At 67.8% G+C, this 16,479-nt stretch carries 21 protein-coding genes; 8 read left to right on the forward strand and 13 right to left on the reverse strand.

What is annotated here, in order from left to right; translation table 11 throughout:
• Positions 1-64 precede the first annotated feature (64 nt).
• Complete coding sequence (locus IB223_RS13290) at positions 65-646, forward strand: acyloxyacyl hydrolase (RefSeq protein WP_192202178.1); 582 nt, start codon at positions 65-67, stop codon at positions 644-646.
• A 153-nt stretch (positions 647-799) separates the two neighbouring features.
• On the opposite strand, the gene IB223_RS13295 is transcribed toward IB223_RS13290, so the two are convergent.
• Complete coding sequence (locus tag IB223_RS13295; RefSeq protein ID WP_192202179.1) at positions 800-1,348, reverse strand: lipocalin family protein; 549 nt, start codon at positions 1,346-1,348, stop codon at positions 800-802.
• Positions 1,349-1,460: 112 nt separating this feature from the next.
• Positions 1,461-1,814: a BON domain-containing protein gene (locus IB223_RS13300; RefSeq protein ID WP_192202180.1), complete on the reverse strand. Its 354-nt coding sequence runs from the start codon at positions 1,812-1,814 to the stop codon at positions 1,461-1,463.
• A gap of 170 nt (positions 1,815-1,984) precedes the next feature.
• Between IB223_RS13300 and IB223_RS13305 the strand changes: the two genes are divergently transcribed.
• Positions 1,985-3,025, forward strand: a complete 1,041-nt coding sequence (locus IB223_RS13305) for an oxidoreductase (protein WP_192202181.1) — start codon at positions 1,985-1,987, stop codon at positions 3,023-3,025.
• Positions 3,026-3,189: 164 nt separating this feature from the next.
• Here the strand turns inward: IB223_RS13305 and IB223_RS13310 are convergent, their stop codons facing one another.
• From IB223_RS13310 to soxR, 3 genes are all read right to left on the reverse strand, one after another.
• The gene (locus IB223_RS13310; protein ID WP_192202182.1) at positions 3,190-3,807 is read right to left on the reverse strand and encodes an HAD family hydrolase; all 618 of its coding nucleotides are present in this window, start codon (positions 3,805-3,807) and stop codon (positions 3,190-3,192) included.
• Entirely contained in the window at positions 3,794-4,321 is a 528-nt protein-coding gene (locus tag IB223_RS13315; protein WP_192202183.1) for a DUF2059 domain-containing protein, read from the reverse strand. Before IB223_RS13315 ends, IB223_RS13310 begins: the two co-directional genes overlap by 14 nt.
• A gap of 61 nt (positions 4,322-4,382) precedes the next feature.
• On the reverse strand, positions 4,383-4,847 hold the full coding sequence (gene soxR, locus IB223_RS13320) for a redox-sensitive transcriptional activator SoxR (protein WP_192202184.1): 465 nt from the start codon (positions 4,845-4,847) through the stop codon (positions 4,383-4,385).
• Between the two features lie 70 nt (positions 4,848-4,917).
• Here soxR and IB223_RS13325 point away from each other — a divergent pair, with 70 nt between their 5' ends.
• Positions 4,918-5,490, forward strand: a complete 573-nt coding sequence (locus IB223_RS13325; protein ID WP_192202185.1) for an NAD(P)H-dependent oxidoreductase — start codon at positions 4,918-4,920, stop codon at positions 5,488-5,490.
• Positions 5,491-5,548: 58 nt separating this feature from the next.
• Positions 5,549-7,396, forward strand: coding sequence for an ABC transporter ATP-binding protein (locus IB223_RS13330; protein WP_192202186.1), 1,848 nt, complete (start codon positions 5,549-5,551; stop codon positions 7,394-7,396).
• A gap of 189 nt (positions 7,397-7,585) precedes the next feature.
• Here the strand turns inward: IB223_RS13330 and IB223_RS13335 are convergent, their stop codons facing one another.
• The 7 genes from IB223_RS13335 to IB223_RS13365 all read right to left on the reverse strand — a co-directional run bounded on the left by IB223_RS13335 (position 7,586) and on the right by IB223_RS13365 (position 12,447).
• Positions 7,586-8,029, reverse strand: a complete 444-nt coding sequence (locus tag IB223_RS13335) for a hypothetical protein (protein ID WP_192202187.1) — start codon at positions 8,027-8,029, stop codon at positions 7,586-7,588.
• A gap of 66 nt (positions 8,030-8,095) precedes the next feature.
• Positions 8,096-9,406 carry a sorbosone dehydrogenase family protein gene (locus tag IB223_RS13340; RefSeq protein WP_192202188.1) on the reverse strand — a complete coding sequence of 437 codons (1,311 nt, stop codon included), beginning with the start codon at positions 9,404-9,406 and terminating at the stop codon, positions 8,096-8,098.
• 64 nt (positions 9,407-9,470) lie between these two features.
• Complete coding sequence (locus IB223_RS13345) at positions 9,471-9,665, reverse strand: CPXCG motif-containing cysteine-rich protein (protein ID WP_192202189.1); 195 nt, start codon at positions 9,663-9,665, stop codon at positions 9,471-9,473.
• A complete protein-coding gene (locus IB223_RS13350; RefSeq protein ID WP_192202190.1) occupies positions 9,665-9,952 on the reverse strand; it encodes a DUF3247 family protein in 288 nt (95 codons plus the stop codon). The genes IB223_RS13345 and IB223_RS13350 overlap by 1 nt, the downstream gene beginning before the upstream one ends.
• A gap of 61 nt (positions 9,953-10,013) precedes the next feature.
• Positions 10,014-10,691 carry a type 1 glutamine amidotransferase domain-containing protein gene (locus IB223_RS13355; protein WP_192202191.1) on the reverse strand — a complete coding sequence of 226 codons (678 nt, stop codon included), beginning with the start codon at positions 10,689-10,691 and terminating at the stop codon, positions 10,014-10,016.
• A gap of 61 nt (positions 10,692-10,752) precedes the next feature.
• Complete coding sequence (gene gnd / locus IB223_RS13360) at positions 10,753-11,658, reverse strand: phosphogluconate dehydrogenase (NAD(+)-dependent, decarboxylating) (RefSeq protein WP_192202192.1); 906 nt, start codon at positions 11,656-11,658, stop codon at positions 10,753-10,755.
• A 90-nt stretch (positions 11,659-11,748) separates the two neighbouring features.
• A complete protein-coding gene (locus IB223_RS13365; RefSeq protein ID WP_192202193.1) occupies positions 11,749-12,447 on the reverse strand; it encodes an alpha/beta fold hydrolase in 699 nt (232 codons plus the stop codon).
• A gap of 117 nt (positions 12,448-12,564) precedes the next feature.
• On the opposite strand from IB223_RS13365, the gene IB223_RS13370 reads away from it, so the two are divergent.
• From IB223_RS13370 to IB223_RS13380, 3 genes are all read left to right on the forward strand, one after another.
• Positions 12,565-13,461: a TIGR01777 family oxidoreductase gene (locus IB223_RS13370; RefSeq protein ID WP_192202194.1), complete on the forward strand. Its 897-nt coding sequence runs from the start codon at positions 12,565-12,567 to the stop codon at positions 13,459-13,461.
• A 578-nt stretch (positions 13,462-14,039) separates the two neighbouring features.
• On the forward strand, positions 14,040-14,903 hold the full coding sequence (locus tag IB223_RS13375; protein WP_192202195.1) for an SDR family oxidoreductase: 864 nt from the start codon (positions 14,040-14,042) through the stop codon (positions 14,901-14,903).
• Between the two features lie 51 nt (positions 14,904-14,954).
• A complete protein-coding gene (locus tag IB223_RS13380; protein ID WP_192202196.1) occupies positions 14,955-15,428 on the forward strand; it encodes a GNAT family N-acetyltransferase in 474 nt (157 codons plus the stop codon).
• Positions 15,429-15,454: 26 nt separating this feature from the next.
• Here IB223_RS13380 and IB223_RS13385 read toward each other — a convergent pair whose 3' ends face one another.
• Positions 15,455-15,850, reverse strand: coding sequence for a low affinity iron permease family protein (locus IB223_RS13385; RefSeq protein ID WP_192202197.1), 396 nt, complete (start codon positions 15,848-15,850; stop codon positions 15,455-15,457).
• Positions 15,851-15,996: 146 nt separating this feature from the next.
• On the opposite strand from IB223_RS13385, the gene IB223_RS13390 reads away from it, so the two are divergent.
• Complete coding sequence (locus tag IB223_RS13390) at positions 15,997-16,383, forward strand: MmcQ/YjbR family DNA-binding protein (protein ID WP_192202198.1); 387 nt, start codon at positions 15,997-15,999, stop codon at positions 16,381-16,383.
• The last annotated feature ends 96 nt before the right edge of the window (positions 16,384-16,479 follow it).

Below are 16,479 nucleotides of genomic sequence, written 5' to 3' on the forward strand. Positions count from 1 at the left end.
CCAACCTGGAAAATGTACCGCCGCGCCCACGGGCGCGGCTTGTTCCCCTTGATCGAGTGTGTCCGTGTCCAACCAGAACCTTGCCGTCACCCCCCCACGCGCCCGTCGCCCCTTCCCCCTTCCCTTGCTGAGCCGCTGGTCCCTGGCCGGCCTGCTGGCACTTGCCGCCGGTACCGCCACCGCCGCCGAGCCGCGCGCGGCCTGGTTCGTGCAGGGCGGCGTCGCCGAAGACGCGCACGCGCTGACCGTCGGCGCGAGCCGCGACTGGCGTTGGGAAAAGCAGTACCGCTACGGCCACGTCAGCGGCCAGTGGCAGGGCGAGATCGGCCGCTGGCACAGCGACAGCGACAACAGCACGCAGGTCGGCTTCACGCCCGCGCTGCGCTGGCGTCCGAATGGCTGGAGCGAAGGCTGGTTCGTCGAAGGCGGCATCGGCGTGAACGTGATCTTCCCGAAGTACAACACACGGAAGAAAGAGTTCGGCACCACCTTCAACTTCGGCGACCACATCGCCGTGGGCAAGGCCTTCGGCGCGGATCGCCAGCACGAATGGTCGCTGCGCTTCCAGCATTTCTCCAACGCACGCATCGAGAAGCCGAACCCGGGCGAGAACTTCCTGCAGTTCCGCTATACGCACCGGCTTTGACGTTCCGACTTTTGTAGGAGCGACGTAAGTCGCGACCGCGAGAACGGAGGCTCCAGCGAATCCACAGCAAGCGCGGCGGGTACTGGCGCTACAAAGACCATCACGCCGTGCGGTCGCGACTCACGTCGCTCCTACAACGGCAACATGCGTCTTCTATCTCAGCGGCGCCGCCATGATCAACGGGGCCAGGTCGTAACCCATCGCTTCGGCCTTCGCCTTCAGCTGCTCGAACTGCGCGCGCTCCATCGACGGCTCGCGCGACAGGATCCACAGGTAGTCGCGGCCGGGTTCGCCCACCATCGCCCACTGGTACTCCGGGTCGAGCGCGATCACCCAGTAGTCCGCCCATACCCAGGGCAGCCATGACAGCCATTCGGGGGCGAAGCGGACCTCCAGCCGACCCGGGTGACCTTCCACCGCACGTGCCACGCCCTGGGCCTGGTCGATGCTGCCGTCCTTCGTCCTGCACGCATTGAGCACACCGATCTTCCCCGGCGCATCCAGCGAATAGCGCGCGGTGATGTCGCCCACGCACTGCTTCTGGAATGCCATCGGCAGGTGCGCGATCTCATGCCACTGTCCGGCATAGCGCGAGATGTCCAGCTGTGGCACCGAGGTGACGGGCGCGGCGGCCTGCACGGAGAACATGCTGCACGCCAGCAGCGCGGCAACGGTGATCGGACCCAGGTGTCGGCGGTTCATCGGTCACGCCCTTGATGGATGAAAAAGGTGGAAGGCATACGCCAGAAACAGAGGAGCGGATGCACCCTACGCTGGAGTACATCCGCTCCGTGCCACACCTCGGAACCGCGGCTTACTTCGCGGCGAGTGTCAGGCCGCCGGCGTCAACCTTGGAAACGCCCTTGATCTGCTTGGCCACTGCGATGGCCTTGTCCTTCTGCGCCTGGTTGGAAACGGCGCCGGTGAGCGTCACCACCCCATTGACGGTCTCGACCTTGATGTCGAGGCCGGACACGTTTTCCGTGGCCAGCAGGTCGGCTTTCACCTTGGTGGTGATCCAGGTGTCGTTGACGGGCTGCGAGGAGTCGTTCTGCGTGTTCTCCTCGGGCTCGTTGGGGGGATTGTCGGCCAGCACATGGGCGCTGGAGAACAACAGGGCCGTCGACAGAGCGGCGGTCAACATCGAACGTGTGCGTACATGGTTCATGGTTCTTTCTCCTTTCGTGGTGCGTTCGGAGTGTCGGGGCGCGGGGGTACAGCGCACGTGAAGAGGATACGTACTGTTCAGTTAAGCGTTGCGTGACGTTCATGCAGGTGGACGCGTGATCAACGCGCGCGTTGCACCTACCATGTCCACTGGCTTCTGGAATTGTCCGCATGACTGACACACTCAACGTCGCACTGGTCGGCTACGGCTTCGTGGGCAAGGTGTTCCACGCACCCCTGATCCAGGCCACGCCCGGCCTCGCACTGCATACGGTGGTTTCGCGCGACGCCGGCAAGGTGCACGCCGACTGGCCCCGCACGCATGTCACTCCCGATGCACACGCTGCCTTCTCGGATCCCGCCGTGGACCTGGTGGTCATCGCCTCTCCGAACGACTCGCACGCACCGCTGGCAATCGCGGCGCTCGGCCTGGGCAAGCATGTGGTGGTGGACAAACCGTTCACCCTCACGTTGCGGGAGGCGCGGGAGGTCGTGGCGGCCGCGGCGCACGCGGGGCGCGTGGTCAGCGTGTTCCAGAACCGTCGCTGGGATGCGGATTTCCTGACCGTGCAGCGTTTGATCGATGAAGGGACGATCGGGCGCGTGGCCGAATTCCACTCGCACTTCGACCGCTTCCGCCCCGCCGTGCAGGACCGCTGGCGCGAGCGCGACGAACCCGGCGGCGGGCTGTGGTACGACCTGGGCCCGCACCTGCTGGACCAGGCAGTGCAGCTGTTCGGCGTTCCCGAGTCGATCACGGCCGACATCGCCCGCCTGCGCGACGGCGCGCGCGCACCGGACTACTTCGACGTCACGCTCCGCTATCCGCACCACCGCGCACTCCTGCATGCGTCCGCGCTCGTCGCCGGCAACGGCCTGCGCTTCGCGGTGCACGGCACGCGCGGCAGCTACCTCAAGCACGGGCTGGACGTGCAGGAAGACCAGTTGCGTGCCGGCGTGGTGCCGGGCGCGCCGGGCTGGGGCGTGGATACGCGTGCGGGAGAACTGGTGGCCGAACGCGAAGGCCGTCTCGTCGCCGGCGTCGCGCAGGCCGAGGCCGGCGACTATCGCCGCTATTACGGCGGCATCCGCGATGCGATCCTGCTGGGCACCGCGCCCCCGGTGACGACCCAGGAAGCGCTGGACGTGATGCGCCTGATCGAGTCGGGCGTGCAAAGCAGCGAGGAGCAGCGCGCGATCCCGCTGGGCTGACTGCTTCCCTGTAGGAGCGGCGCGAGTCGCGACCGCATGGCCGGATCACCCAAGGCACCAGGTGCATTGCGCTCACCCGGACGACATGTCGGGAGCGCGCCCGGGATCCTGTGTTGCGGATGGCGTGCGGTCGCGACTCACGTCGCTCCTACAGGAACGCAGATTCAGGCCACCGCCTTGCCGCGATACGTCCGATGGTGCGCCATCGCCAGCATGGCTTGGTCTTCAGGCGTATCGCCGTAGGCATGGATGGCGGCATACGCCCTTGGATCGCATAGCGCGTGCACGCGGCGCACCTTTTCTTCGCCGACGCATTGCGGCCCGGCATAGCCGGTAATGCGTCCATTCCGTTCGGCCAGCACCGAGCACAGCAGGTCGACGCCGTGTGTCGCGCACCACGGGGCGAGATACACGTCCAGCCCGCCCGAGACGACCACGATGCGGTCGCCACGCTCGCGATGCCACGCCAGTCGCGCCATCGCCTCCGGCCGCAGCACCCCGGGCAGCGCGTCATGCGCGAAGGCTGCGCCCTGCGCCCGCAGGCGTTCCGCATCCACGCCGCGCAGTCCCACCTGCACGATGCTGGCCCGGGTGGGATTGCCCGCCACCCAGCCACGCCGGTAGCCGAACACCACCGGCGCGAGCAGCACGCTGCCGACCAGCAGCCGCGAACGCGCGACGGCATGGCGCATGAAATCCGGAAACGTCTCGCGCGTGGTCAGCGTGCCGTCGAAGTCGAACAGCGCAAGGTCCCGTCCGCCCGTGTGCTCAGTGGCCACCATGCGGTGCCGTCGCCTCGGGCTCTGCCTGGGCGTTTTCCAGCTCCTCGGCCAGCAGCTTCTGCATCTCGGGCATCAGGCTGCCCATGCGCGACTGCATCGCCTCCATCGAGTGCTGCATGACCACCGGCATCTTGTCGACCACGGCCTGCCCGGCTGGCGTCCGGTAGAACACGAGCATGCCCTGCACCTCGTCCTCGGTGAACGACTTGCCGTAGATGTCGACGTACATCGGCGCCAGCACCTCCCAGGACAACTCCTTCTTCATCAACGCCATCATGCGCGTGCTGAGCCGGTCGACGCGGGCCTGCTGTTCGGCGGACAACGTGCCCCCGAACGCCTGGCGCATCGAACCCGCGTACATGGCGTCCATCTGGGCATACACCTGGTCCAGCATCTGGCGCGTCTTCGTGACGTCCAGCAGCTCGCGCACCGAGGCTTCGCTGGCCGGCGCGGCGGCGGCAGTGAATACGGGCGACACCACGACAAACAACAAGCACAGCATCCACTTCTTCATGCGTCCTCCTATGCGGCGCCAACCTTGGCGCCCGCGCAGCATAGGACATCTCCCATCCCGCTTACCCGTCCGCTTCCAGCAACCGGGCACCGGGGCCCTCCTCGCCCAGTTCGTCCCACGGATTGCGCAACGGGCACGCCTTCAACGAGAGGCAGCCGCAGCCGATGCAACCGTCGAGCTGGTCGCGCAAGCGGGTGAGGCTGGCAATGCGGGCCTCGAGTGCGGCATGCCAGCGCGCGGAGAGCTTCTTCCAGTCGGCGGCGGTGGGCGTGCGGTTGTCGGGCAATGAGGACAACGCAGACTGGATCTCCGCCAGCGGAATGCCGGTGCGTTGCGCGACCTTGATGACGGCCACGCGGCGCAGCACCTCGCGTGGATAGCGGCGCTGGTTGCCCGCATTGCGCCAGCTGTGGATCAGTCCCTTCGCTTCGTAGAAGTGCAGGGTGGAGACCGCGACGCCGGAACGCGCGGCCACCTGGCCGACGGTGAGTTCCGTTTCGATGGGCGGATGCTGTTTTCCAGGCATGGCGGGTTGACCTCAAGATTGCTTGAGGTTCTACCCTGCCCGCCTCTCCCCTGGCAATACGTGGACCGGCATGACGCCACCCCTCAACCTCGCCCTGCTGTACGGCAGCACGCGTGAAGGCCGCTTCTGCGACACCGTGGCCGACTGGCTGCGCGGCCTGCTGGCGCAGCGCCGCGACTACGCCGTCGATGCGATCGATCCGGCCATGCTCGACCTGCCGCATCGGCACGGGGGCGCGCCGAGCGTGGACCTGGTGAATCTGCAACAACGCATCTGGCGCGCAGACGCCTTCGTCGTGGTCACGCCGGAGTACAATCACGGCTACCCCGCCGCGCTCAAGCACATGATCGACCTGGTCGCCTCGCACTGGCATGCGAAGCCGGTCGGCTTCGTCGCGTATGGCGGGCTCAGCGGCGGCTCGCGTGCGGTGGAGCAGTTGCGACAGGTCTTCAGCGGGCTGCACGCTGCACCGGTCCGCGACGGCGTGTATTTCACCCAGGCCTGGAGCCGCTTCGACTCCGGCGGCCGACCGCACGACGCCGATGCCAGCGAGCGTGCGGCGCGGCGCATGCTGGACCAGCTGGCGTGGTACGGGCATGCGCTGCGCCAGGCACGCGCGGCCTGGCCGTATCCCGCGGGCTGAGCACGCAAACCCCACTCACCGGTGCGCCGTGACGGCGGCACCTGCCATGGACAGACCGATGTTCCGATTCTTCGAAACCCGCATCAATCCGTATCCCAAGGGCGAACCCGCCACTCCGCCCCGCAAGCTGCTGCCGTTCCTGCTGCACTATTCGCGGCCGCTGCTGCCGTGGCTGATCGCGATGTCGGTGCTGACCGGCGTGATCTCCGCGCTGGAGATCACCTTCTTCGACTACATGGGCCAGCTGGTCGACTGGATGGGCAGCACGGGCCGCGACAGCTTCCTGCAGGTGCATGGGCAGAAGCTGCTGTGGATGGGCCTGCTGGTCGTGGTGGCCTACCCGCTGCTGGTGCTGGTGCAGTCGCTGATCATCCACCAGACCATCTTCGGCAACTACCCGATGATCGCCCGCTGGCTGTCGCACCGGTACCTGCTGCGGCAGAGCGTGGGCTTCTTCCAGGACGAGTTCGCCGGCCGCATCTCGCAGAAGGTCATGCAGACCGCACTGTCGATCCGCGAAACGGTGATGAAGCTGATGGACGTGTTCGTCTACGTCGTCGTCTACTTCGTCGGCACCGTGGTGCTGGTGGCGCAGGCCGACGTGTGGCTGGTGCTGCCGCTGGTCGTGTGGCTGGTGAGCTACCTGCTGCTGGTGTTCCACTTCGTGCCACGCCTGCAGAAGGTCTCGATGGCGCAGTCGGATGCGCGTGCGCAGATGACCGGTCGGATCGTCGACAGCTACACCAACATCCAGACCATCAAGCTGTTCGCCCACACCATGCGCGAGCAGGACTACGCGCGCGGCGCGATGGACGAGTTCATGGTCACCGTGCACGCGCAGATGCGGCTGGTCACCCAACTGACCGTCGCCCTGCACACGCTCAACGCCTTCCTGCTGGCCAGCATCGCCGGCGTGGCGATCTGGGCGTGGCTGCAGGCGTCGATCTCGATGGGCGCGATCGCGGTGGCCATCGCGCTGGTGATGCGCATCCGCTCGATGTCGGACTGGATCCTGTGGGAAGTGGCCGGGCTGTTCGAGAACATCGGCACGGTCGAGGACGGCATGGGCACGCTGGCGCAGCCGCTGGCCATTGCCGATGCGAAGGACGCGAAGGATCTGGACGTCGCGCACGGCGAGATCCGCTTCGACCACGTGAAGTTCCACTACGGCCGCGAGGCCAAGGTGATCGACGACCTTTCGCTGGTGATCAAGCCGGGCGAGAAGGTCGGCATCGTCGGCCGCTCCGGCGCCGGCAAGTCGACGCTGGTGAACCTGCTGCTGCGCTTCTACGACGTGGAAGGCGGGCGCATCCTGATCGACGGCCAGGACGTGGCGCACGTCACCCAGGAATCGCTGCGCCGGAACATCGGCATGGTCACCCAGGACACCTCGCTGCTGCATCGCTCGATCCGCGACAACATCCGCTACGGCCGCCCCGATGCGACCGAGGAGGAACTGCTGCAGGCCTCCGAACGCGCGCACGCCGACGAGTTCATCCGCGGCCTGACCGATGCCAAGGGCCGCAGCGGTTACGACACGCAGGTGGGCGAGCGCGGTGTGAAGCTGTCCGGCGGGCAGCGCCAACGCGTAGCCATCGCGCGCGTGCTGCTGAAGGACGCACCGATCCTGGTACTGGACGAAGCCACCTCGGCGCTGGATTCGGAAGTCGAAGCCGCCATCCAGGAGCAGTTGTACGCACTGATGGAAGGCAAGACCGTCATCGCCATCGCGCACCGCCTGTCGACCATCGCCGTGCTCGACCGCCTCGTGGTGATGGATGGCGGCCGCGTGATCGAAAGCGGCAGCCACGAGGAATTGCTCCAGCAAGACGGCCTGTACGCCGCGCTGTGGCGCCGCCAGTCGGGCGGTTTCATCGGCGTGGATCTGGAGGATGTCGAGGCTTGATGTCCTTCTCCCCGCACGGCGGGGAGAAGGTGGCCGAAGGCCGGATGAGGGGCGAGCGCGGCGACGAATCGCTTCGCGTCTTGAATCCGATCCTGGATACGATCCGTCGGCATCAAGAGCACGGGCTTCGTCGCCCCTCACCCGCCTTCGGCACCCTCTCCCCGCTGTGCAGGGAGAGGGGAAAACACGTCACGACAGCCAGCCGCGCGCCTTCACCTTGTCGGCGTACCGCCACAGGAACAGCGCGATCACCAGCAGCACCGCCGGCATCACCAGTCCCACCGGCCCATAGGCCGCCCAGGCCGGCGTCACCACGTAGGCGCCGATCATCTGCACCAGCAGGGCGACCAACGACAGCAGGAACATCGTGCCTGCCCAGCGCTTCTTCAGCAGCAGTCCCAGCGCGCCCAGCACGCCGGCGAACACCGCCACGGCGAAGGCGATGTTGAGCCAGCCGGGTGTCGCTTCGTAGACCTGGCGTTGCGGCTCGGTCATCGCCGCCAACTGCTCGGCGGACATGTTCACCTGCAGGTACCACATGGCCACGCCGATCAGGTTCCAGACCAGCGCGAACGCGCCGATGATCCAGAAACCGAGCGGACGCTTGGATGCAACAGTGTTGGTCGTGTTCATCTCCCCTCCCCAGGGTTGGTTGTCGGACCGAGGCGGAGCATACGCCCGCCCGCCGCGATACGCGCGTTACGGTCGCGCGGCCGGAGCCACGCGCCAGACCACGTTGCCCACGTCGTCGGCCAGCAGCACGCCGTCGCGCGCATCCACGGCGACGCCCACGGGCCGGCCACGCGCGTTGCCGTTGGCGTCGAGGAAGCCGGTCAGCACATCGACCGGTGCGCCCTGCGGGCGTCCATTGGCGAAACGCACGAACACCAGCCGGTAACCGGCCGGCTCACGCCGGTTCCAGGACCCGTGCTCGCCGATAAAGGCACCGCCCTGCAGCGCCGCCGGCCAGCCCGCCCCATCGTGGAAGGCCAGTCCCAGCGCGGCGACGTGCGCGCCCAGCGCGTAGTCCGGCGCAATCGCCCGCGCCACGAGGTCCGGGCGCGGCGGCTGCACGCGTGCATCGACATGGCCACCGTAGTAGCTGTAAGGCCATCCGTAGAACGCACCCTCGCGCACCGACGTCAGGTAGTCCGGCACCAGCGCGTCGCCGAGTTCGTCGCGCTCGTTGACGACGGTCCACAGCGCGCCGCCTTGCGGTTCCCACGCCAGGCCCACCGGATTGCGCAGGCCCGAGGCGAACACGCGGCGCGCGCCGGTCGCCACGTCCACCTGCAGGATCGCGGCGCGGTCGTTTTCCATCGCCATGCCGTTCTCGCCGACATTGCTGTTGGAGCCCACGCCGACATACAAATGGCGCCCGTCCACGCTGGCCAGCAGGCTCTTGGTCCAGTGATGGTTGAGCGGGCCGCCGGGCAGGTCGACGAGTTTCACCGGTGCCGCGTCGCTGGCGGTCTGTCCCTCGCGGTACGGCACGCTGACGATGGCATCGGCATTGGCGATGTAGAGCCGTCCATCGACGAGCGCCATGCCGAACGGCGAGAACAGGCCGGTGAGAAAGACCGTGCGCAGCTCCGCCACGCCATCGCTGTCGGCGTCGCGCAGCAGGTTGATGCGGTTGGCGCTGGGCGTGGCCGCACCTGCCTTCTTCATCGCGCGCTGCATGAACCAGGTGCGCAGGCCCTTCTTCTGCGCCGGCTTGGGCGGCGCATGGGTCTCGGCAACCAGCACGTCGCCGTTCGGCAGGACGTAAAGCCAGCGCGGATGGTCCAGCCCACGCGCGAACGCGGTGACGTCCAGGCCGGGCGCGGCCGTCGGCGCAGTACCCTCCGGCCAGCCCACGGCCGGGGCCACGTTCACCGTGGGAATCCAGCGCTCCTGCGGCGCCGGCAACGTGGGCTGCGGCCCCGTTTCGGCCGGCGATTGCGCACGCCCGTTGCAGGAGAGGCAGCCCAGCAGCAGCACCGGCAACAGGCAGCGGATCGGCACCATGGCACGCGCTCCCGACGGAATGCTGCGAGCCTAGGCGCGGCGGTGCGAACACCGCGTCAACGGATCAGGCCTCGTCCTGCCCCCATGCGTCGATCTCGACCACGCCATCGTCGTCGACGCTCACCCGCACTTCGATGGGCTTGCAGCAGACGTGGCAGTCCTCGATGTAGCGCTGGTCGCCGGCCGAATCATCCACGACCAGCGTGATGACTTCCCCGCAGTACGGGCAGGCGATGTCGGCGGACGGCAGGTGCGGCATCAGGCCGAACCCAGCGCCGTCACCGACGCGATACGGTCCAGCCACAGGTAATGCGCCACCTCCGGGCGCTTGCCGTCGTCGATGCGGACCACGGCATTGAAGCCTTCATGGCCTTCGCCGTCGCGGAACACCTGCACGCTGGGCCGCACCGGCACGATGCCGGTGATGGAGCCGCCATCGGTGAGCTTCAACTCCACCATCGCCTCGTCAGGCAACTGCAGGATCAGCGCCTCCATGCGGGCGATGTCGTCCTGGCGGGTGTAGAGGTGCTGTGGCGCGTGCGTCATGGCTCGGCTCCGTGCGGATGGCCCCACCCTAGTCCCGGCGCGGTAAGCGGCCGTGAACACATCAGCGCAGCAGGCGCAGCACGTCCTCGGCCGCGGCTTCGGACGAGGCGGGATTCTGTCCCGTCACCAGCCTGCCATCGGTCACCACGTACGACTGCCACACGGCGCCGCGCTCGTAGTGCCCGCCGTTCTTCTTCAGCACGTCTTCCAGCGAGAACGGCACCACGTCGACCAGACCGACCGCCGCTTCCTCTTCGTTGGAGAAGCCGGTCACGCGCTTGTCCTTCACCAGCGGTTCGCCCAGGGCGCCGCGCGTGTGCCGGAACACCGCCGGCCCATGGCACACCGCCGCCACCGGCTTGCCGGCGGAGAACGCCTGCTCGATGAGCCGGATGGAATCGGCATCCTCGGCCAGGTCCCACAGCGGACCATGCCCGCCCGGATAGAACACGGCATCGAACTCGCCATCCACCACGTCCTTCAGGCGCAGCGTGCCGGCCAGTGCGGACAGTGCGTCCGCATCCTCGTTGAAGCGCACGGTGGCGGCGGTCTGCGCATCGGGTGCGTCGCTCTTCGGGTCCAGCGGGGGCTGCCCGCCCTTCGGCGACGCCAGTACGACCTCAGCGCCCGCATCCTTGAACACGTAGTAAGGTGCGGCGAATTCCTCCAGCCAGAAGCCGGTCTTGTGCCCGGTATCGCCCAGGCGATCGTGGGACGTCAGTACCATCAGGATCTTCATCGGCGTTTCCCTCGTGTCGATGCGGCCAGACTAGCCTCGCCTGCGATAAGGCCAGGTGAGCCTAGCCCTGCTTCACCGCATGCCCGCCGAACTCGTTGCGCATCGCCGCCAGCAGCTTGTCGGCATAGGAATCGTCATCGCGCGAGCGCAGGCGTTCCAGCAGCGACAGCGTGATCACCGGTGCGGAGACATTGAGGTCGATGGCCTCGGCCACGGTCCAGCGGCCTTCGCCCGAATCGGCCACGTAAGGCGCGATGCCCTGCATCTCCGGATTCTTCTTCAGCGCATCGGCCGTCAGATCCAGCAGCCACGAGCGCACCACGCTGCCATCGCGCCAGATGTCGGCCAGCGCCCCCAGGTCGAACGCCATCTCCTGCTTTTTCTTCAGGATGGCGAAGCCCTCGGCGTACGCCTGCATCATTCCGTATTCGATGCCGTTGTGGACCATCTTGGCGAAGTGGCCCGCACCGCTCGGACCCACCCGGCCCCAGCCACTGTCCGGCGCAGGCGCCAGCGTGGCGAACACGGCGCGCAGCTGCTCCACCGCGCCGGCGTCGCCGCCGATCATCAGGCTGTAGCCTTCCGCCAGGCCCCACACGCCACCGCTGGTGCCGCAGTCGAGATAGTGGATGCCGGCGTCGCCCAGCTGCGCGGCACGGCGCTGGCTGTCCTTGTAGTTGGAGTTGCCGCCATCGATCACCATGTCGCCCGCCGACAGCAGCGGACGCAACTGGTCCAGGGTGTCGTCGACCACGTGCCCGGCCGGCACCATCAGCCACACCACGCGCGGCGTGGGCAGCGCCGACACCGCGTTCTGCAGACTGGCGTGCGCGACGATGCCGCGCGCCTCCGCCTGCTGGCGCGCGGCATCGCCCGGATCGTAGCCGCGCACCGCGTGGCCGCCGCGTACCAGCCGCTCGGCCATGTTGGCGCCCATGCGCCCCAGCCCGATCATCGCCAGTTCCATGTGTACTCCCGTGTGGTCAGTCAAGAAGAAGAGGTTCCCGCGCATTGTCCGCCCTGCGCACGGCCATGGCGTGCATGCGCGTGCGGCGACTCATGCGGCCAGCAGCCAGTCGCGCAGGACCGTCGAGGTTTCCTGCGGGACTTCCATCGGAGGCAGGTGCCCGCAGCGCGCGAACACATGCAGCCGCGCGCCCGGAATGCGCTCGTGCAGGATCCGGGATTCTTCCGGCAGCGTCATGCGGTCGTCCTCGCCCACGCCGACCAGCGTCGGCACGGCGAGGGTGGGCAGCAGCGGCAGGGAATCCGGACGATCGATGATGGCGCGCTGCTGGCGCAGGAACGCATCGCGGCCGACACGCTGCGCCATGGCCATCACCTCCGCGCCCACGGCGTCGTCCACCCGGCTCTCGTGCACCAGCTGCGGCAGCAGCTTGCGGGTGACCCCCGCGAAACGCCCGGACTCGGCCATCGCCAGCCCCGCCCGCCGCACGGCGAGCCGCTTCGGCGGATCCAGGCGCGCACTGGTGTCCAGCAACGCCAGCCGCGCAACGCGCTGCGGCGCCTGGCGCAGGATCTCGAACGCGACATAGCCGCCCATGGACAACCCCGCCAATGCGAACACCGGCGGCGCCGTGGCCAGCACGCGCGCGGCCATGCCGGCGACGCTGTCGTCCCGGGTCAGGTCGGCGTGATGCACCGCCGCGACATCGGCCAGGGCTTCAGCGGGCGCATGCCACAAGCGCTCATCGCACAGCAGACCGGGGAGCAGGAGCAGGGGTAGCGAAGCCATGCCGACAGTGTAATGACCCGCATGCCGGATCATCGCCGATCGCCGCCGACGGTCCGTTCCACATCCGCAACACGCACACCTGCGTAAGCTGGAGGCAACCCTCACGAGTCCCGCTGCATGCGCGTCCTGATCACCGGCGGTACCGGCTTCATCGGCCAGGCCCTCTGCGCCCGCCTGCTGCAGGCCGGCCACACCGTCAGCGTGCTGACGCGCAACCCTGCCCGCGCCCGCGCGCAGCTGCCGGGCGTGGACACGCTCGCCACGCTGGAGGAGGCCAGCGGAGTGGAAGCGGTCGTGAACCTGGCCGGGGAGCCGCTCATGGCCGGGCGATGGAACGCGGAGCGCAAGGCGGCATTCCGGGCTTCGCGCATCGGTACCACGCAGGCGCTGATCGCGTGGATGGCGCGCCAGGCCGCGCGCCCGCGCGTGCTGGTATCCGGCTCGGCGATCGGCTACTACGGCCCGCGCGACGACGTGGCGCTGGACGAATCCGCCGCCCCCGGCGACGACTTCGCTGCACGCCTGTGCCTGGACTGGGAAACCGAAGCGATGCAGGCCGAAAGCCTGGATGTCCGCACCTGCCGCGTGCGGACCGGCATCGTGCTGGGCAACGAGGGCGGGGCACTGGCGAAGATGCTGCCCCCGTTCCGCATGGGAGTGGGCGGACCGATGGGCGATGGCCGGCAATGGATGAGCTGGATCCATCGCGACGACCTGGTCAGCCTGGTCCAATGGCTGCTGGAACGCGATCAGGCCGGCGGCGCCTACAACGGCACCGCACCCGCGCCGGTGACCAACCGCGACTTCGCACGCGCGCTGGGCAAGGCCCTGCATCGCCCCGCCGTACTGCCCACGCCGGCCTTCGCGCTGACCCTCGGCTTCGGTGAAATGGCCCAGCTTCTGCTCACCGGCCAACGCGTGCTGCCCGCGCATGCACTGGCAGAGGGGTTCACGTTCCGCTTTCCCACGCTGGAGACGGCGCTTGAGGATCTGCTGCGGAGCCCGGCGAGGTGACCGCCGCCGCCCGCGGGACGTTTTGCCTGAGCCACCCGCCCATGTGTGAGTGGAACGAGGCTTTTCGCCTCGTGCGCCAGCCCGGATGAGAGAAGCGCCAGGCTTTTCGGCTGCCGCGTCAGGCTATGTGTGAGTAGAGAGAGGCTGTTCGGCTGACGCGTCAGGCTTGATGAGAGAGGAACGAGGCTTTTCGCCTCGTGCGTCAGCCCGGATGAGAGAAGCGCCAGGCTTTTTGGCTGTCGCGTCAGGCTATGTGTGAGTAGAGAGAGGCTGTTCGGCTGGCACGCCAGGCTTGATGAGAGAAGAACGAGGCTTTTCGCTTCATGCGTCAGCCCGAGTGAGGGCAGCGCCAGGCTTTTTTGCTCGCGCGCTAGCCTTGGCGGGAGAAGCGCCGGCCTTCTCCACGGACACGCCAGGTCATCGGTGACGCGAGTCCGGTTTCCGGATGCCCACGGCGAGCGCAGCGTGAATGTCGCGTGCCCCCATGGCGGCAGCGATCACGACGATCTTCATCGCCTGCCGACGGAGGCGTAACGTCCGCGCACTTAGGGTCGGGACGTTCCTTCCAGGAGTGCGTCATGCCCACCAAGAAGCGCGTCAACCGTCCGCAGACCCAGCGCCGCCAGCCCGGCCGCCAACCACGGATGCAGCCCGAACCCGAAACCATCCGCCCCGGCTACCGCGGCAGCGGCCGGCTGGAGGGCAAGGTGGCGCTGGTGACCGGTGGCGACAGCGGCATCGGACGGGCGGTGGCGGTGCATTTCGCGCACGAGGGTGCCGATGTCGCGATTGCCTACCTGGAAGAAGATCGCGATGCACGGGAAACGCAGCGCTTGATCGAGGCCACGGGGCGGCGCGCCCTGGTAGTGCGTGGCGACCTGGCCACGCCGGCCCGCTGCCGCCGCGTGGTCGCGCGTACGGTGAAGCAGTTCGGTGCGCTGGACGTGCTGGTCAACAACCACGCGCAGCAGTACCCCGTGGATGCGCCGGAAGACCTGACGCCCGAGCGCCTTCGGCATACCTTCGAGACCAACCTGTTCTCGTTCTTCCATTTGGTCGACGCCGCGCTGGAACACCTGCCGGAAAAGACCGGCTGCATCATCAACACCGGCTCGGTGACCGGCGTTCGCGGCCACGACACGTTGCTGGACTATGCCGCGACCAAGGGCGCGATCCATGCGATGACGTTCTCGCTGGCCAAGTCGCTGGCGGACCGGGGTATCCGCGTCAACGCGGTCGCACCGGGCCCTATCTGGACGCCGCTGATCCCGGCCTCGTTCACCCGCAAGCAGGTAGCGGAGTTCGGCTCGGACACGCTGATGAAGCGCCCCGGTCAGCCGTCGGAAGTCGCACCGGCGTATGTATTCCTGGCCAGCGAGGATGCGCGCTACATCACCGGCCAGCTGATCCACATCAACGGGGGCGGGCATATCTCGGCGTGAGCCGAGGCACGGCATACTGAGAATGCCGCCCCGGTGTCCTCGTCCTCGTCCATGCCGACGCTTCGCCCCTACCGTCCCGACGACGCGTCCACGCTGGCCGATCTGTACGCCAGATCCGTCATGCACTACGGCCCGCGCGCCTACACCGCGGCGCAGGTGTCCGCATGGGCGGCGACGGCGACGGTCGAGGGGACCGCAGCCCGTTGCACCGACGGGCGCCACGTGCTGGTCGCGCAGGATGCCGACGGATCGGTGCTGGGCTTCGGCGACATGCAAGACGATGGGCACCTCGACTTCCTCTACGTCGCACCGGAGGGCGAAGGCATGCGCGTGGGTTCGCTGCTGTACGCCGCGCTGGAGACGCATGCGCTGCACTTGCACGTGCCGCGCATCTTCGTGGAAGCCAGCGAGCTGTCGCGGCCGCTGTTCGAGCGCCGCGGCTTCCAGATGCTGGGCCGCAACGATCTGTCGCTCGGCGGCGTGACCATCCACAACTACCGGATGGAGAAGCGGTTGCCGGCGTGATGGGCGCGACGCCGGGATTCCGCAAGCTACTTTTGCCTGGCCTTCGCCTGCTGCACCTCGCGCGCTTCACGCGCCATCAGCTCGTAGCGCTCGCGCAGGGCATCGAGTTCCTTCTCTTCCATTTCCTCCAGGTCGAGCAACGCGTTGTTGGCGTTGCGCGAGACACGGATCAGCTCGTCCAGCTTGATCTGCATGGCTTCGGTGTCGCGGTTCTGGGTGTTCTGGATCAGGAACACCATCAGGAAGGTGATGATGGTGGTGCCGGTATTGATGACGAGCTGCCACGTGTCGCTGAAACCGAACATCGGTCCGCTGATCGCCCACGCCAGCAGCACCGCCAGCGCAAGCGCGAAACACGTGGGCCTGCCGGTGAACGTGGAGGCCGCCTTGGCCACGTGGGTGAACAGGGAGGGGGACGACATGGCGGGCGATCCTGTGCATGGCAAGGCACGCAAGGTAATCCGTTGCACGAAGGCGGGTGTGAACATCGTCGCCTCGCGGACAGCCGCTGCCCTCGACCGTGTCGGGGCTGGCGCTTCGCCCGCAGTGGCGGCGTTAGCATGCCCGCATGGATGTCACCGCCCTCAAACGCCATTGCAGGTCCCTGCCCGGCGCCGTCGAACAACGGTACGACGCACCGGCCAACATCCTGGTGTATGCGGTGGGCGGCAAGCGCTTCGCTTACTTCAAGACCAGCGAACCGGAACGGTGGCGTTTCAGTTTCAAGGTGCCGCCGGAGCGCTTCCTTGAACTGACCGACCAGCCCGGCATCAAGCCCGCGCGCTGGCTGGGGCACCACCGCTGGGTCACGGTGGTGGACGTTTCCACCGTGCCGGCCGATTACCTGAAGGACCTGGTGGCGTGGTCATACCGGTACGCCTGGGACAGGTTGAGCCGGCGGCAGCGTGTCGAGATCCGGGAAGGGGCGTCGGCCCCGGACGGAAAGGTCCGTTGAGCGACGTGCACCCCGAATGAAGAAGACCGGCCCGGCATGTCGATTCCGGCCACGCCGGTTCGTCGAAGGAAAGAAGCAGGGCTGGCCAGGCCCGTA

Origin of the sequence: Pseudoxanthomonas sp. PXM03 (assembly GCF_014852005.1) — a bacterium.
Taxonomy (GTDB): domain Bacteria; phylum Pseudomonadota; class Gammaproteobacteria; order Xanthomonadales; family Xanthomonadaceae; genus Pseudoxanthomonas_A.

Excerpts from the sequence above, each read along its gene's own strand:
- IB223_RS13340 (WP_192202188.1), bottom strand. The coding sequence starts at position 9,406 with ATGGTGCCGATCCGCTGCCTGTTGCCGGTGCTGCTGCTGGGCTGCCTC.
- gnd (WP_192202192.1), bottom strand. The coding sequence starts at position 11,658 with ATGGAACTGGCGATGATCGGGCTGGGGCGCATGGGCGCCAACATGGCC.
- IB223_RS13310 (WP_192202182.1), bottom strand. The coding sequence starts at position 3,807 with ATGGTGGCCACTGAGCACACGGGCGGACGGGACCTTGCGCTGTTCGAC.
- IB223_RS13375 (WP_192202195.1), top strand. The coding sequence starts at position 14,040 with ATGCCCACCAAGAAGCGCGTCAACCGTCCGCAGACCCAGCGCCGCCAG.
- IB223_RS13390 (WP_192202198.1), top strand. The coding sequence starts at position 15,997 with ATGGATGTCACCGCCCTCAAACGCCATTGCAGGTCCCTGCCCGGCGCC.
- IB223_RS13380 (WP_192202196.1), top strand. The coding sequence starts at position 14,955 with ATGCCGACGCTTCGCCCCTACCGTCCCGACGACGCGTCCACGCTGGCC.
- IB223_RS13370 (WP_192202194.1), top strand. The coding sequence starts at position 12,565 with ATGCGCGTCCTGATCACCGGCGGTACCGGCTTCATCGGCCAGGCCCTC.
- IB223_RS13350 (WP_192202190.1), bottom strand. The coding sequence starts at position 9,952 with ATGACGCACGCGCCACAGCACCTCTACACCCGCCAGGACGACATCGCC.
- IB223_RS13300 (WP_192202180.1), bottom strand. The coding sequence starts at position 1,814 with ATGAACCATGTACGCACACGTTCGATGTTGACCGCCGCTCTGTCGACG.
- IB223_RS13345 (WP_192202189.1), bottom strand. The coding sequence starts at position 9,665 with ATGCCGCACCTGCCGTCCGCCGACATCGCCTGCCCGTACTGCGGGGAA.
- IB223_RS13365 (WP_192202193.1), bottom strand. The coding sequence starts at position 12,447 with ATGGCTTCGCTACCCCTGCTCCTGCTCCCCGGTCTGCTGTGCGATGAG.
- IB223_RS13295 (WP_192202179.1), bottom strand. The coding sequence starts at position 1,348 with ATGAACCGCCGACACCTGGGTCCGATCACCGTTGCCGCGCTGCTGGCG.
- IB223_RS13305 (WP_192202181.1), top strand. The coding sequence starts at position 1,985 with ATGACTGACACACTCAACGTCGCACTGGTCGGCTACGGCTTCGTGGGC.
- IB223_RS13330 (WP_192202186.1), top strand. The coding sequence starts at position 5,549 with ATGTTCCGATTCTTCGAAACCCGCATCAATCCGTATCCCAAGGGCGAA.
- IB223_RS13335 (WP_192202187.1), bottom strand. The coding sequence starts at position 8,029 with ATGAACACGACCAACACTGTTGCATCCAAGCGTCCGCTCGGTTTCTGG.
- IB223_RS13355 (WP_192202191.1), bottom strand. The coding sequence starts at position 10,691 with ATGAAGATCCTGATGGTACTGACGTCCCACGATCGCCTGGGCGATACC.
- IB223_RS13315 (WP_192202183.1), bottom strand. The coding sequence starts at position 4,321 with ATGAAGAAGTGGATGCTGTGCTTGTTGTTTGTCGTGGTGTCGCCCGTA.
- soxR (WP_192202184.1), bottom strand. The coding sequence starts at position 4,847 with ATGCCTGGAAAACAGCATCCGCCCATCGAAACGGAACTCACCGTCGGC.
- IB223_RS13385 (WP_192202197.1), bottom strand. The coding sequence starts at position 15,850 with ATGTCGTCCCCCTCCCTGTTCACCCACGTGGCCAAGGCGGCCTCCACG.
- IB223_RS13325 (WP_192202185.1), top strand. The coding sequence starts at position 4,918 with ATGACGCCACCCCTCAACCTCGCCCTGCTGTACGGCAGCACGCGTGAA.